The organism is Microtetraspora sp. NBRC 16547, from assembly GCF_030268965.1.
GTDB lineage: Bacteria > Actinomycetota > Actinomycetes > Streptosporangiales > Streptosporangiaceae > Microtetraspora.
Genome location: NZ_BSSE01000015.1, coordinates 75,622 through 91,449, shown reverse-complemented (window position 1 = coordinate 91,449; position 15,828 = coordinate 75,622). Strand labels below are relative to the sequence as shown.

Here is a 15,828-nt window from a genome sequence, read left to right as displayed (position 1 = left end):
GGAAGCTTTCCTAACCTTTGCGTCCTGTCGTCCTGTCACGACCAGCTGGAGCCGCGCCCCGCTCGGGGAAGCGTGGGCGCCTGATCCGGCGAGAGAGGGCCGTCACGGTGTTCCCCCGCAGTCTCCGTCGTCCGTTGATCCTCTTGGCCTCGCTGGCCACCCTGGCCGGCTTCCAACTCGTCGTCTCGTGGCCCGCTTCGGCGGCGACCCGCTATGAGGCGGAGAACGCCACGATCTACCAGGGAGTCGTGGAGTCCAACCACGCGGGCTTCTCCGGCACGGGGTTCGTCAACGGCGACAACGTCGCAGGTAGCTACACGCAGTTCACGTTCAACGCGCCGAACGCCGGCAGCGCCACGCTGGTATTGCGCTACTCCAACGGGACCGGCGCCGCCCGTACGGCGGACGTCGCGCTGAACGGCACCGTGATCTCGGCCAACCGGTCGTTCGGCGCGACCACGAACTGGGACACCTGGGCGAACTCGACTTTGACGGCGACCGTGAACGCCGGTTCCAACACGCTCCGGGTGACCGCGACGGGCGCGGGCGGCAACCCCAACCTGGACTACCTGGACGTGACCGTCGCCGCTCCGGCGCCGGTGGCGTACCAGGCCGAGGACGCGATGCTGTCGCAGGCCACGATTGCGACCAACCACACCGGCTACACCGGCACCGGGTTCGTCGACTACGTCAACACCATCGGCGGCTACATCCAGTGGAACGTCAACGCGGCCACCGCGGGCGCGGCGTCGCTGACGCTGCGCTACGCGAACGGCACGACCGTGGACCGTCCTCTGGACATCACGGTCAACGGCGTCTCGGTCGGCTCACGGTCCTACCCGGCCACGGGGAACTGGGACACCTGGGCGGACGACACCTTCACGGCGAACCTGAACGCGGGCGCGAACACGATCCGGGCCACGGCCACCACCGTCAACGGCGGCCCGAACGTGGACAAGCTCACCGTCTCGCCCGCCTCGGGCGGCGACACCCAGCCGCCCACCACGCCCGGCACCCCGTCGTGCACCGACATCGCGACCGACGCGCTGACCCTGAACTGGGGTTCCTCCACCGACAACGTCGGGGTGGTCGCGTATGACATCTACAACGACGGCAACAAGCTGGCCGAGGCGCCGGGCAGCCAGACCTCCACGCGGCTGACCGGTCTCACGCCGAACACGCAGTACCGCCTGTCCGTGTTCGGGCGGGACGCGGCGGGCAACGTGTCCATCGGCAGTCAGACCGTGGCCTGCACCACGCGGGCGAGCACCGACACGGAGGCGCCGTCCGGGCCCTCCGCGCTGGCCCAGTCGAATATCACCGCCAACAGCGTCGATCTCACCTGGACCGGGTCGACGGACAACGTGGGCGTCACCTCGTACGAGGTGCGCAGCGGCACGTCGGCGTACAAGACGGTCACCGGGAACCCGCCGGCCACCTCGACCACGGTCACCGGACTGGCCTGCGACACTCCGTACACCCTGGCGGTGGTCGCGCTCGACGCGGCGGGCAACGTCTCCGCGGCGAGCAACCCTGTGAGCTTCAGGACTCTGGCCTGTGGCGCCGCGGACGGCGGCGTGCCGTCGAGCATCACGACGATCTCCTCCGGCTGGACCATCCCGTGGGGTCTCTACTGGATGCCCGACGGCCAGACCGCGCTCGCCACCGAGCGGGACGACAAGGTGACCTCCGGCCAGTTCAAGGTCTTCAAGGTCACCCTGGCCGGAGCCAGGACCCAGGTCGGCACCGTGCCGAACGTGCAGACGACCGGCGGTGAGGGCGGTCTCCTCGGCGTGGCGGTCGATCCGAACTGGGCCACCAACCACTACGTGTACTTCTTTCACACCGCCTCCGAGGGCAACCGGATCGTCCGGATGACCTACAACGGCACCTCGCTGAGCGGCTACACGGTCCTGGTCCAGGGGATCAAGAAGAACAAGTACCACAACGGCGGCCGGCTGGCCTTCGGCCCCGACGGCTACCTCTACGCGAGCACCGGTGACGCGCAGACGTCGAGCCTCGCCCAGGACAAGACCTCCCTCAACGGCAAGATTCTGCGGATGAAGCCCGACGGCACGCCCGCCCCGGGCAACCCGTTCGGGACGCTCGTTTACAGCTACGGCCACCGCAACCCGCAGGGCCTGGCCTTCGACCGCAACGGCAGGCTGTGGGAGGCCGAGTTCGGCGACAGCACGTACGACGAGCTCAACCTGATCAAGCCGGGCAACAACTACGGCTGGCCGACCTGTGAGGGCACCTGCAGCGTCTCCGGCATGACCAACCCGAAGAAGACCTGGTCGGTGAGCACCGCGTCGCCGAGCGGCATCGCGATCGTCCGCAACGTCATCTACATGGCGGCGCTGCGCGGCGAGCGGCTCTGGCGGATCCCGATCACCGGTGACACGGAGAACGTCGGCACCGCGACCGCCTACTACGTCGGCGCCTACGGCCGGCTGCGCACCGTGGTCAAGGTCCCCGGAGCCGACCAACTCTGGCTGACGACCACCAACGCCGACAACAACGGCGGCGCCGCGGGCGGCGCGGACCAGATCTTCCGGGTCACCATCAACTGACACCCGCCCCCCGGTCCCGTACGGCCCGAGTACGGGATCGGATCACCCCCCAACCAGCAGGAGTGTCACGTGCGCAAGTTACTCAGATGCGTCCTCGGCGTCGCCCTGGCCGGGACCCTCGGATCGGTGGCGTCGCCCGCGCAGGCGGCGTCGACCGTCTACCAGGCGGAGAACGCGACGATGTCGCAGGCGTCGGTGGCAACCAACCACACCGGTTACACCGGCACCGGGTTCGTCGACTACGTCAACACCACCGGCGGTTACATCCAGTGGACGGTCAACGCGGCGTCCGCCGGGCCGGCGACGCTGACGTTCCGGTACGCCAACGGCACGGCCGCCGACCGGCCGATGGACATCGCGGTCAACGGGACCTCGGTGGGATCGACGTCGTATCCGGCCACGGCGAACTGGGACACCTGGGCGGACGCCTCCGTCCCGGTCACTCTCAACGCCGGTACCAACACGATCCGGGCCACCGCCACCACGGCGACTGGTGGCCCGAACGTCGACAAGCTCACCGTCGTCACCTCGGACACGGGCGGCGGCCCCTCCATGGCGGTCGCGCCGTACGAGTACCTCGGCTGGGGCAACCCGCAGACGCCGACCAGCGTGATGTCGGCGACCGGCGTCAAATGGTTCACGCTCGCTTTCATGCTCTCCGACGGCACCTGCAACCCCAAGTGGGACGGCAGCCGCGCGCTCACCGGAGGGGCCGATCAGGCGGCGATCAACTCCATCCGCGCGGCCGGCGGTGACGTCGTCATCTCCTTCGGCGGCTGGAGCGGCAACAAGCTCGGGGAGAAGTGCTCCAGCGCGTCCGCCCTCGCGGGCGCGTACCAGAAGGTGATCAACGCCTACAACCTGAAGGTCATCGACATCGACATCGAGGCCACCGAGTTCTCCAACGCGACCGTCCGGCAGCGGGTGGTCGACGCTCTGAAGATCGTCAAAACGAACAACCCCGGCATCAAGACGATCATCACGATGGGCACCACGCCGAGCGGACCCGACGCGACCGGAACGGACCTCATCAACCGCGGCTCGGCGGCCGGGCTGGACAACGACGTCTGGACGATCATGCCGTTCGACTTCGGCGGCCACACCGGCACGATGGGCGCCGCCACGGTCAGCGCCATGGAGGGCCTGAAGGCCAAGGTCAAGAGCGCGTACGGCTACAGCGACGCGGTCGCCTACACCCGCATCGGGCTCTCCTCGATGAACGGAAAGACCGACGAGGCCGACGAGATCGTCACCACGACCGACTTCCAGACCATGCTGTCGTACGCGCAGCAGCACCACATCGGCCGCCTCACGTTCTGGTCCATCAACCGGGACCGGCAGTGCGGCTCCGGCTCCGACGCCGATTCCTGCAGCGGCGTCTCGCAGTCGGCATACGCCTACACCAAGATCTTCGTCCAGTACACAGGGTGAGATGACATGCGCATGAGATCACTGATCATTGCCGCGGGATTGCTGCTGCCCCTGGCCGCGACACTCCCGGCCCACGCGGCCACGACCGTCTACCAGGCCGAGGACGCGACGCTGTCGCAGGCGTCGGTGGCGACCAACCACACCGGTTACACTGGGACAGGGTTCGTGGACTACGTCAACACGACCGGAAGCTACGTGCAGTGGTCGGTCTCCGCCGCGGCGGCGGGATCGGCGACGCTGACGTTCCGGTACGCCAACGGCACGACCGCCGACCGGCCGATGGACATCGCGGTCAACGGGACCACGGTGTCGAGCGGCAAGGCGTTCAACGCCACCGGAAACTGGGACACCTGGGCCGACACCTCGGTCACGGTCAACCTCAACGCGGGTGCCAACACGATCCGGGCCACCGCCACCACCGCGGGCGGCGGGCCCAACGTCGACAAGCTCACCATGGTCAGCCAGGACGGCACCGGCGGCGGCCCGGCCGTGCCGTTCGGCAGCCACCAGTTCGCGTACGCCTCCGGGATGCTGCGGCCCACGGGTTCCCAGGCGACGCTCGACCAGAAGGTGATCGACTACTACAACAAGTGGAAGGCCGCCTTCGTCAAGCAGAACTGCGGAAACGGCTGGTACGAGGTGATCTCACCCGACGCCGACCATCCGTACGTCGCGGAGGCGCAGGGATACGGCATGGTCATCGTCGCCACCATGGCCGGAGCCGACCCGAACGCGAAGACCATCTTCGACGGGATGGTCAAGTACATGCTCGCCCACCCCTCGGTGAACAACGCCAACCTCCTCGCCGCCGAACAGGACGCCTCCTGCAAGAGCGTCAACGGCTCCGACTCGGCCACGGACGGGGACCTCGACGTCGCCCTCGGCCTGCTGCTGGCCGACAAGCAGTGGGGCAGCACCGGGACCTACAACTACAAGGACCTGGCGGTCAAGCACATCAACGCGATCAAGACGAGCGAGGTGAACCCGACGACCAAGCTGATGCTGCTCGGCGACTGGAGCAGCCCGGGCGACTCGCTGTACTACACCTCGCGCTCGTCCGACTGGCTGATCGACCACTTCCGCGCGTTCAAGAAGGCCACCGGCGACAGCGCGTGGGACACGATCAGAACGGCCCACCAGAACCTGATCACTTCACAGCAGGCGAACTACGCGTCGAGCACCGGCCTGCTCGCCGACTTCGTGGTCACCACCAACACCACGCCCAAGCCGGCGCCCGGCAAGGTGCTGGAGGACGCGAACGACGGCAAGTACTGGTGGAACGCCTGCCGTGACCCGTGGCGCATCGGCACCGACGCCGTGACCAGCGGCGACAGCGCGTCCCTCGCCTCGGCGCGGAAGATCAATTCGTGGATCAAGAGCAAGACCGGCGGCAACGCGAACAACGTCGCCGTCGGATACTCGCTCAGCGGTTCGCAGATCAGCAGCGGCAGCGAGCCCGCCTTCTTCGCGCCGTTCGCCGTGGCAGCCATGACCGACTCCGGCAGCCAGGCCTGGCTCGACGCCCTCTGGACGAAGATGCTCAACACGTCGTTCACGTCGACCGACTACTACTCGACCAGCATCCAGCTCCAGGTGATGATCGTCGTCACCGGCAACTACTGGCTGCCCTGATCCTGCTCTTTTGTCCCGCCTTCGGCAGGACGGGCGAGGGGCGCCCTTGAGGCGATGACCTTCGGCGTCGCTCGGGACTCGTCCCTCGCCCACTCGCTCCTACTCAGGTCACCGCCGCGCCCTGGGGAGATCGGCCATTCCGGTCTCCTCGGGCCGAAGCGTCACGGCGTGGGAGCGCTCCCGGCGGAACGTATCACTTTTCGTGCGCGTCAACAGAGGTTTCATCGGTATGAAACCTTTCGGAGTATTCTGCACGGGTTCGGTATGGCCGGAGGTTAGCTGGCGATGATGGTTAATCGGGGTTTTGTCGCTTAGAAGGCGCACGTTTTCCGGCAAATCTCGAGGCCGGAGCGGGTTAACTGGCGATTTGACAGCCGTGATCGAACTGAGTGACGAAGTGGTGGGCGCTCATCGCGGTAGGGTCCTTGACAAAGGGATCACGGACGGGCACATGCCCATCTTTCGGTCCTCCACATACAGGCCTTGCCGAGAAAGGTTCCTCCTGAGTGACCAGCTTTAGCCGGATCGTCCTGCCTGTAGCCACGGGAACAGTCGTGCTGACCTTGCTCGCCGGGTGCTCCTCCTCCGGCACGGATGCCGCGGCCCCGTCGTCCTCGGCCTCCGTGACCGCGTCCACCGCTGAGTCCACCCCCGTGTCCACCCCTGAATCCACCCCTGCGCCCGAGGCCCCCTCGGAGACGCCCGCCCCGAGTGACGAACCGTCCGCCTCCCCGGATTCCACCGATACGGCTGGGCACAACGACGCCGACATCTCCTTCGCGAAGATGATGATTCCCCACCACATCCAGGCCATCGACATGGTGACGCTCGCGCAGACCCGGGCCGGCGACCAGTGGATCAGGGACTTCGCCGCGAAGATCACCGAGACGCGGGACCCGGAGATCCGGACCATCAAGGGGTGGCTGGACGGCTGGGGCGAGGAGCCCCACCCGAGGGACCACAAGATGCCGGGAATGCTGCCCAAGGCCGAGATCGCCAAGCTCGCCAAGGCCGACGGTTCCGCGTTCGACCGCCTCTTCGTCACGATGATGATCAAGCACCACCAGGGCGCGATCAAGATGGCCGAGGAGGAGGCCGCGTCGGGCGCGTACGCGGAGGCCAAGGCGATGGCCGACACGATCGTCACCACGCAGAGGGCCGAGCTCAAGGAGCTGAAGCAGTACCTCGCCAAGCTCAAGTGACCGGTGGGCGCCAGCCGCGCCCGGCCTGGAACGGTGATGCGGCACGGGGCAGGGTGTCGGCGATGCTCACATGGGTGGCGGCCGTCGCAAGGAACACACAAGGCCGCTGATCACGTGTATTTCTCGATAAAAGCCGCGCCTTCTCACCCTTGTGCATTCATTGCGGGAGCGGATTTCTCGGCGGGAGTTCAATATGACCCGGTCAGGGATGACCCGGTCAGGGATGGCCCGGTCAGGGATGGCCCGGTCAGGGCGTATTTCACGGTGTCGCTTGCGTCGGAATGCCGGCCGATTGTGCCCTCTCAGGAAAATGAACCACCCTCCGGCCGGACGGGACGAGGGAGTGCCCCGGCGGCGGTCCCGGCGGAAGGCCGGTACGGCGAAGGCCGCAGGGTGGCTGATAGCGGGACGGCCCGGCGCAATTCACGGGCGAGACCTTGGGAGTACGCCGACAGCCAAGGTGCCGGAGCCCCCCCACCGATCTTGATGAGGCCACACAGGACACATACGCCACGAGCCGGGCCCCGCGACCGTTGAAGGTCAGGGTCCCGGCTCGTGGGGGTGATGCGTTCAGGCGAGAACGATGTTCTCGGCCTGCGGGCCCTTCTGGCCCTGCGTGATGTCGAAGGACACCCGCTGGCCCTCCTGCAGCTCGCGGTAGCCCTGAGCGGCGATGTTGGAGTAGTGAGCGAAGACGTCGGGGCCGCCGCCGTCCTGCTCGATGAAGCCGAAGCCCTTTTCCGCGTTGAACCACTTCACGGTTCCAGTAGCCATGTCGATCCCCTCGATAGGTGGAGGGCCGGACCGCACTGTGCGGACCCGGCATCGCTGTGATGAACCCATCCGGAGATGCCCAGTAAAACAAAATGCACCTGAAGGTCACATCCCGTCAGGTGCACACAAAGTTAATGGGTACCACAACTGCAACGATCCCAAGCTAGCACATGGATGTGCCGGGCATGAGGGTATGGCCCGAACACTTGCGTACGTGGGTGCCCGGGTAGATCTCATCGTGCCGACTGATGCCCGGCCCGACATGTCGGATGCAGGGACTCCGTCGGTGGTTTCGCTCGCTGCGGCGGCCCGATCATTCAGGGCGGGACCTGCACACGTCCAGCTCTGTTCACGGTAGTGCGCAGGAGACCCAGCGGGGTGCTCGTGCCCTTCTCGCGGGCGTTGCTCACCAGCTGCTTGGACAGTCCTCGACGCCTGGTCAGGTCCACGATGACGAGGCACCCGGCGATCGTTACGAAGAGCAGCGGCGCAAGCCATGGTCCGTCCGGTTGCTCGTGGCCGTGGTGAACACCGCCCGCGAATCCGCTTCCGCGGATGGGGGTGAGCCTCAGCGGCGCGTGCGGGTTTCGTAGCCGCGGCTGGGATGCCAGCTCTCGATCACCAGGTGGTCGTTGCTCTCGGCGACCCGGACCAACGCCACCTCGGTGATCTCGATCCGGAAGCAGTGGGACTCCTTCAGCTGCACCGGATCACCCAGTTCGTGAGCGATCCCGGCGATCTTGACATCTCCCGGATATGCGCTCGGATTCTCCTCGGGCATGTCGGTCATAGGGCCGTGCAGCGCCAAGCGCGGATCGCGGCGGAGGTCGAGTGCCTTCAGTGAGCCGGGCATGCTGCCCAGTCGCAGGTCGCCGTCGGAGAAATCCACCTCGGTGCCGCTGACCCGAGGAGAGCCGTCCTTGCGCAGCGTCGCCAGCGTGCAGTGCTTCGCGGTCTCGAAACGCGTGCGCACCCGCGCGGCGAACTCGGGCGCTTCGCTCTCAAAGTCCTGCCACCACGTCATGCGTTCATCATGACGGTCAGGTCCGACAGAACGACGATGCCGAGAGCGTGCCCCGGTTCCTGACGAGGCATCTCCGGCTTGGGCGTGTCCTGCTGCGCATGGCCGCTGGGCCGCCGCCGACCACCAAATGTGCCGTGGTCCGGCACCTTCGGGCCGCGCTCGACCTGGTCGCCAAGTCGGGCGCCGCGCTGTACGAGACACCTGTACGCGCCATGCTCGCCCGGGTGCGCTGACCCGCGCCCGAGGTCGTGGCGCTCGACATCACCGCCATCACGGCGGCGCGGAAGGCAAGAATGGTGATGTCCGCCGAGGGCGGGCTCGTGGAAGTCGAGGTGAGCATGGCCGATTTCGAGCCCCGCTCCTGGGTGCGGGGTGTCGTGGTCTCGTGGGACGACGAACAAGGGGTGGGCGTCGTCAGGTCCGACGACGTGCCCGGGGACGTGTTCGTCCACTTTTCGATGATCTCCCAGCCGGGCTCTGGATACCGATCCCTCACTCCGGGCGAGACCGTTCGTTTCACCTGGGAGGCTTTCCCACAGGACGGTTTCGGGTTCCGTGCCGTCGAGGTGCGTCGTGCCGGGTACGACCCGGATCGTCCCCGCGCCGGGGAGGCCGCGACCGATGACGGCGCGTACGTCAGCCGGCTGCTCGTCGAGCTCGACGAGGACGACCCGGCCCAACCCGAGGACCACCCCGGCAGACCTTGAGCAGTGATCCCGCACACGTGTCTTTGACGTCGCGGAACTGCCAGAGTCGGCCGAGTGTGGGAACGATGGCGTGAGTGAACGAGCGCAGGGAGATTTGGCCGGGTGACCCCTACCCGCTAGGGGCCACGTACGACGGTGCGGGCACGAATTTCGCACTGTTCACCGAGGTCGCGGACAGGGTCGAGCTGTGCCTGTTCGACGAGGGCGACACCGAAGAACGGGTGCTGCTCACCGAGGTCGAGGGCTTCGTGTGGCACTGCTACCTGCCGGGCGTCGGCCCCGGACAGCGGTACGGCTACCGCGTGCACGGGCCGTACGACCCGGCGCGAGGGCAGCGGTGCAACCCGGCCAAGCTGCTGATCGATCCCTACGCGAAGGCCGTCCAGGGCGCCGTCCGCTGGGACCAGGCGGTGTACGGCTACCGATTCGGCGAGCCGGACAGCCGGGACGACAGCGACTCGGCGCCGTACATGCCGCGAGCTGTCGTGACGAACCCGTTCTTCGGGTGGGGACACGACCGGCCGCCGGCCACGCCGTACCACGACACGGTGATCTACGAGGCGCACGTGCGCGGCCTGACGATCGGCCATCCGGGGATCCCGGAACGGATCAGGGGGACCTACGCCGCGCTCGGGCATCCCGAGATCATCGACCACCTGACCGGGCTCGGGGTCACCGCGATCGAGCTGATGCCGGTCCACCAGTTCGTCACCGACCACGTGCTGGAGAAACGCGGCCTGACCAACTACTGGGGTTACAACACCATCGGGTTCTTCGCGCCGCACAACGAGTACTCCAGTTCCGGCCAGCGCGGCGAGCAGGTGCTGGAGTTCAAGGCGATGGTGAAGGCCCTGCACGAGGCCGACATCGAGGTGATCCTCGACGTCGTCTACAACCACACCGCCGAGGGCAACCACCTCGGGCCGACGCTGTCGATGCGGGGGATCGACAACGCCAACTACTACCGGCTGGTGGAGGACCACCCCGCCTACTACATGGACACCACGGGCACCGGCAACAGCCTGCTCATGCGGAGCCCGCACGCGCTGCAGCTCATCATGGACTCCCTGAGGTACTGGGTGAGCGACATGCACGTGGACGGCTTCCGCTTCGACCTCGCCTCCTCGCTGGCCAGGGAGTTGCACGCGGTGGACCGGCTGAGCGTCTTCTTCGACCTCGTCCAGCAGGACCCGGTCCTGTCACAGGTCAAGCTCATCGCCGAGCCGTGGGACGTCGGGCCGGGCGGCTACCAGGTGGGCAACTTCCCGGCCCGATGGACCGAGTGGAACGGCCGCTACCGCGACACGATCCGCGACCTGTGGCGGGGCGAGCCGGCGGCGCTGCCCGAGTTCGCCTCGCGGCTGACCGGGTCGAGCGACCTCTACCAGGACGACAGCCGTCGCCCGGCCGCCTCGATCAACTTCGTCACCTGCCACGACGGGTTCACCCTTCAGGACCTGGTGTCGTACAACGTCAAGCACAACGAGGCCAACGGCGAGGACGGCAGGGACGGCGCGGACGACAACCGCTCCTGGAACTGCGGGGTCGAGGGACCGGCGAGCGGGCCGGTCGCGCGGCTCAGGGAGCGGCAGAAGCGCAACCTCCTCGCCACGCTGTTCCTCTCCCAGGGCGTGCCGATGCTGTCCCACGGTGACGAGATCGGCCGGACGCAGGGCGGCAACAACAACGCCTACTGCCAGGACAACGAGACGAGCTGGGTGGACTGGTCGGACACCCGGGAGAACCGGCTGCTCCTGGACTTCACCCGGCGGCTCTCGCGCCTGCGCCGCGACCACCCCGTCTTCCGGCGCCGCCGCTTCTTCTACGGCAGGCCGGAGCGCGGCTCGCGCGACGAGCTGAGCGACATCGCCTGGCTGACCCCGTCCGGCACGGAGATGACGGACCAGGACTGGCGGAACGGCTACGCCCGCGCGCTCGCGGTCTTCCTCAACGGCGACGCCATCACCGAGCCGGACCGGCGCGGCCGGAGGATCACCGACGACTCCTTCCTGCTGCTGTTCAACGCCCACCATGACGTCATCAGGTTCACCGTCCCGACCGGCTTCGGCGAGATGTGGACGACCGCGCTCGACACGGCGCGGCCGGTCACGACGGACGCGCGCGTCTGCCGGGCCGGTGAGGAGGTGCCGGTGTCCGGCCGTTCGGTCCGGGTTCTGCGCCGCGCCTAGCGACACGACCTAGCGACACTCCCTAGCGGTGATGTGTTCACGCCGTCACTATGAGACGGGAACCGTAGCTCCGGAAGATCCGCCGAAGGATGGCGCCGTGACCTCGACCTACCGAGTGCAGCTGACCCCCGATCTCGGCTTCGCGGACGTGGCCGAGCTGACCGGCTACCTCCGGGAGCTCGGGGTCGGGGCCGTCTACCTCTCGCCGATCCTGCAGTCCGTGCCGGAGTCCGGGCACGGATACGACGTCACCGACCACACCGCCGTGCGGGCCGAGTTCGGCGGGCTCCCGGCCCTGCGCGACCTCGCGGCGCGCGGCCTTCCGCTGATCGCCGACGTCGTGCCCAACCACATGACCGTTCCGGTTCCCGAGTCGCGGAACGCCCCGCTCTGGGCGGCGCTGTGGGACGGCCCGGCCTCGCCGTACGCGCGCTGGTTCGACCTGGAGTGGCCGGTCGCGCTCCCGGTGCTCGGCGACGAGGTGAGCGGCGTGCGCACCGAGCGTGGGAGCGACCCGGGTGACGAGTCCGGGGCGGGGTCCGATGGGTTCTCCGATGGGTTCTCCGTGGACGGCGACGTGCTGCGCTATCACGAGCACGAGTTCCCGATCAGGCCGGGAACCGAGGGGCTCCCGCTGCCCGAGCTGCTCCGCGCCCAGCACTACCGGTTGGTCAACTGGCGCGACAGCCCCGGGTACCGGCGGTTCTTCGACGTCTCGTCGCTGATCGGCCTGCGGGTGGAGGACCCGGAGGTGTACGACGCCACCCACGCGGTGATCCTCTCCCTCATCGAGGAGGGCGTCCTCCACGGCCTGAGGGTGGACCACCCCGACGGTCTGTCCGATCCGCACGGCTACCTCCGGCGGCTACGTCCCCGCGTCCCCGGACCGCTGTGGGTCGAGAAGATCCTGATCGACGGCGAGCGGCTGCCGGAGCGCTGGCCGTGCGACGGCACGACCGGGTACGACACGCTCAACATGGTGACCCGCCTGTTCGTGGATCCGGCGTCCCAGGAGCAGCTCGTCAAGACGTTCGCCCGCCACACCGGCGTCTCCGAGGACTACGACACGGTGCGATACGAGGCGAAGAGGCACGTCATCGAGCTGTTCTTCCGCGGCGAGACCGACCGGCTCATCGCGGCCATGTCCGCGCGCGGCGCCGAGGCCGGGAGCGGGGGTGTCGGGGGCGTGGGTGCCGGGGGCAGGGTCGAGCGGGGCGTCGCGGGCGGAGTCGAGCGGGGCGTCGGGGCTGGGGGCGTGGGCAAGGGCGGGGTCGAGGGCGGGCTGCGCGAGGCGGTGGTCGAGCTGCTCGCCGCGATGCCGGTCTACCGGGCGTACGTCGATCCGGGTGAGCCGCCGTCGACCGGGACGATCCGCACCGTCCGGCGAGCTGCCCGGCGGGCGGCCGCGCACGCCGATCCCGCCGCCGTCGCCAGGGCCGCCGACCTGGTCCTGTACGGCCCGGCGGAGGCGGTGACGCGGTTCCAGCAGACCTGCGGCCCGGTGATGGCCAAGGGCGTCGAGGACACCGCCCTCTACCGCTGGTATCCCCTGGCCGCGCTGAACGAGGTCGGCGGCGAGCCGGACCGGTTCGGGGTGTCCGTCGCGGAGTTCCACGAGTTCTGCGCGGGACTGCCGCCGCGGACCATGACCACCCTGTCCACGCATGACACGAAACGCTCCGAGGACGTACGGGCCCGGCTGGCCGTGCTGTCCGAGATGCCCGACGAGTGGGCGCTCGCGGTGGACGCCTGGGCGGCCCAGGTGGCGTTCGACCCCCGGCTCGACTATCTCGGCTGGCAGACCCTGATGGCGTCCTGGCCGATCACCCCGGAGCGTTTCACGAAATATCTGCTCAAGGCGGCGCGAGAGGCCAAGACCTCGATCTCCTGGCAGAACCGCGAGCCCGGCTACGAAAGCGGCGTCAGGAGGTTCGCCCAGGAGGCGATCGACGTCTGTGGCGCCTCGGTCGCCGCGTTCACCGCGGTCGTGGACCGGTACGCCCGGGTCAACTCCCTCGGTCAGAAGGCCGTCCAGCTGATGATGCCGGGTGTCCCCGACGTCTACCAGGGCAACGAGATCACCGACTTCTCCCTGGTCGATCCGGACAACCGGCGGCCGGTCGACTTCCGTACGCGCAGGGCACTGCTGGCCGAGGTCCTCGCCCCGGGCGCCCGCCCCGGCACCTGGGACGGCCAGAAACTGCTCGTCACCGCCACCGCCCTGCGGCTCAGGAGCCGGATCGACCCGGCGGCGCCGTACGCGCCGGTGGAGGCGGGCGAGCACGCGATCGCGTTCGCGCGCGGCGACGAGGCGCTGGTGGTGGCGACCCGACTGCCGGTGGCGCTCGAACGGCGCGGCGGCTGGGGAGGCGAGACCCTCATGCTGCCCCCGGGCCGGTGGCGCGACCTGCTGGCCGGATACGAGCACACCGGACGCGTCCCCATGGGTCACCTTCTGTCCCGCTATCCGGTAGCGATTCTCGGACGGTGACACGTGTACGGCGACGGCGAACACAACGACGCCAAACACAACTACGCCAAACACAACGACGCCAAACACAACGACGGGAGTGGCATGTTCGAGGTCTGGGCGCCCGAAGCGGAACGCGTGGAGGTCGAGTCGGGGGGCGTCCGGCGGGACATGAGGGCCGGACCGGGCGGCTGGTGGTACGCCTCCGGAGACGAGCACGGCACCGACTACGCCTTCCACGTCGACGGCGAGGGTCCTTTCCCCGACCCCAGGACCCGGCGCCAGCCGTACGGCGTGGAGGGGCCGAGCCGCGTCTACGACCACGACCGGTACACCTGGAGCGACCAGCGGTGGCGCGGCCGTGACCTGCGCGGGGCGGTCATCTACGAGCTGCACGTCGGCACGTTCACCCCGGAGGGCACCTTCGCCGCCGCCGCGGGGCGGCTGCGCCACCTGATGGACCTCGGCGTCGACTTCGTCGAGCTCATGCCGGTGGCGCCGGTCCCCGGGCGGCGCAACTGGGGCTACGACGGCGTCGACCTCTACGCCGTCTACGAGGAGTACGGCGGGCCCGACGGCCTGAAGGACCTCGTCGACGCGTGCCACCGGGCCGGGATGGGCGTGATCCTCGACGTCGTCTACAACCATCTGGGGCCCTCGGGGAACTACCTCGCGAAGTTCGGGCCGTACCTCCACGGCTTCAAGGGGTCGTACTGGGGCGACGCGATCAACCTGGACGGCCCCGGCTCAGACGAGGTCCGGCGATACTTCATCGGCAACGCGTTGCAGTGGCTGCGCGACTACCACATCGACGGCCTGCGGCTGGACGCCGTGCACGCGCTGCACGACAAGCGCGCCGTGCACTTCCTGGAGGAGTTGTCGGCCGAGGTGGAGGCGCTGTCCACGAACCTCGGCCGCCCGCTCACCCTGATCGCCGAGTCCGACCTGAACGACCCGCGCGTGGTCACCTCGCGCGAGGCGGGCGGGCTCGGGATGCACGCGGCCTGGAACGACGACGTCCACCACGCCATCCATTCGGCGGTTACGGGGGAGCGGCACGCCTACTACGCGGACTTCGCCTCGCTCTCCGCCCTGGCGAAGGTGCTCACATCCGGATATTTCCATGACGGCACCTATTCGTCGTTCCGTGGGCGCAGTCATGGCAGGCCGGCGAACGGTGTCCCCGGTTACCGGTTCGTCTGCTGCGTCCAGAACCATGACCAGATCGGTAACCGGCCGCTCGGCGACCGAATGGAGCCCGAGCAGCTCTGGATCGCCGCCGGCCTGCTGCTGACCTCGCCGTTCACGCCCATGCTGTTCATGGGAGAGGAGTGGGGAGCCGGGACGCCCTTCTACTTCTTCACCGACCACCACGACCCGGCGCTCGCCGATGGCGAGGCCGAGCGGCGCAGGCGCGAGTTCGAGGGCTTCGGCTACGACTGGAAGGCCCCCGATCCGCAGGACGAGGCCACGTTCCTGCGTTCCAAGCTCGACTGGAGCGAGATCTCCGAGGACGGCGCGATGTCGCTGCTCGGCTGGTACCGCGACCTCATCGCGCTGCGCAAGACGCATCCCGACCTCGCCGATCCGCGCCTCGACCGGGTCCAGGTCCGCTTCGACGAGCGGCGGCACTTCCTGGTGATGGAGCGCGGTTCTCTCCGCGTCGTGGCCAATTTCGGCGCCTTCCCCACCCCGGTACGGCTCTCGCCGGGCGCGAGGCGCGTGCTGCTCGCCTCCGACGAGGCTGTCCGGGCCATGGACGGAGACCTCTACCTCCCCGCCCAGTCCCTCGCCATCGTCCAGGTGTGATGGCCCGGCCCGCACCC

The 15,828-nt window shown here is 68.4% G+C and carries 10 protein-coding genes; 8 read left to right on the top strand and 2 right to left on the bottom strand.

The window, feature by feature from the left end; translation table 11 throughout:
* The first annotated feature begins 134 nt into the window (after positions 1 to 134).
* The 4 genes from QSK17_RS20950 to QSK17_RS20935 all read left to right on the top strand — a co-directional run bounded on the left by QSK17_RS20950 (position 135) and on the right by QSK17_RS20935 (position 6,838).
* The gene (locus tag QSK17_RS20950) at positions 135 to 2,573 is read left to right on the top strand and encodes a PQQ-dependent sugar dehydrogenase (RefSeq protein WP_285706649.1); all 2,439 of its coding nucleotides are present in this window, start codon (positions 135 to 137) and stop codon (positions 2,571 to 2,573) included.
* 69 nt (positions 2,574 to 2,642) lie between these two features.
* Positions 2,643 to 4,004, top strand: a complete 1,362-nt coding sequence (locus tag QSK17_RS20945; RefSeq protein ID WP_285706648.1) for a carbohydrate-binding protein — start codon at positions 2,643 to 2,645, stop codon at positions 4,002 to 4,004.
* A 6-nt stretch (positions 4,005 to 4,010) separates the two neighbouring features.
* On the top strand, positions 4,011 to 5,636 hold the full coding sequence (locus QSK17_RS20940) for a glycosyl hydrolase family 8 (protein ID WP_285706647.1): 1,626 nt from the start codon (positions 4,011 to 4,013) through the stop codon (positions 5,634 to 5,636).
* A 506-nt stretch (positions 5,637 to 6,142) separates the two neighbouring features.
* On the top strand, positions 6,143 to 6,838 hold the full coding sequence (locus tag QSK17_RS20935; RefSeq protein WP_285706646.1) for a DUF305 domain-containing protein: 696 nt from the start codon (positions 6,143 to 6,145) through the stop codon (positions 6,836 to 6,838).
* 570 nt (positions 6,839 to 7,408) lie between these two features.
* Here QSK17_RS20935 and QSK17_RS20930 read toward each other — a convergent pair.
* Positions 7,409 to 7,612, bottom strand: a complete 204-nt coding sequence (locus tag QSK17_RS20930; RefSeq protein WP_285706645.1) for a cold-shock protein — start codon at positions 7,610 to 7,612, stop codon at positions 7,409 to 7,411.
* 568 nt (positions 7,613 to 8,180) lie between these two features.
* Positions 8,181 to 8,636: a pyridoxamine 5'-phosphate oxidase family protein gene (locus QSK17_RS20925; RefSeq protein WP_285706644.1), complete on the bottom strand. Its 456-nt coding sequence runs from the start codon at positions 8,634 to 8,636 to the stop codon at positions 8,181 to 8,183.
* A gap of 248 nt (positions 8,637 to 8,884) precedes the next feature.
* Between QSK17_RS20925 and QSK17_RS20920 the strand changes: the two genes are divergently transcribed.
* The 4 genes from QSK17_RS20920 to treZ all read left to right on the top strand — a co-directional run bounded on the left by QSK17_RS20920 (position 8,885) and on the right by treZ (position 15,811).
* Complete coding sequence (locus QSK17_RS20920) at positions 8,885 to 9,343, top strand: cold-shock protein (RefSeq protein WP_285706643.1); 459 nt, start codon at positions 8,885 to 8,887, stop codon at positions 9,341 to 9,343.
* Between the two features lie 74 nt (positions 9,344 to 9,417).
* The gene (glgX, locus tag QSK17_RS20915; protein ID WP_285706642.1) at positions 9,418 to 11,532 is read left to right on the top strand and encodes a glycogen debranching protein GlgX; all 2,115 of its coding nucleotides are present in this window, start codon (positions 9,418 to 9,420) and stop codon (positions 11,530 to 11,532) included.
* Between the two features lie 97 nt (positions 11,533 to 11,629).
* The gene (locus QSK17_RS20910) at positions 11,630 to 14,023 is read left to right on the top strand and encodes an alpha-amylase family glycosyl hydrolase (RefSeq protein WP_285706641.1); all 2,394 of its coding nucleotides are present in this window, start codon (positions 11,630 to 11,632) and stop codon (positions 14,021 to 14,023) included.
* A 3-nt stretch (positions 14,024 to 14,026) separates the two neighbouring features.
* Positions 14,027 to 15,811 (top strand): malto-oligosyltrehalose trehalohydrolase, encoded by a 1,785-nt coding sequence (gene treZ / locus QSK17_RS20905; RefSeq protein WP_285706640.1) that lies wholly within the window; start codon positions 14,027 to 14,029, stop codon positions 15,809 to 15,811.
* Positions 15,812 to 15,828: the final 17 nt, after the last annotated feature.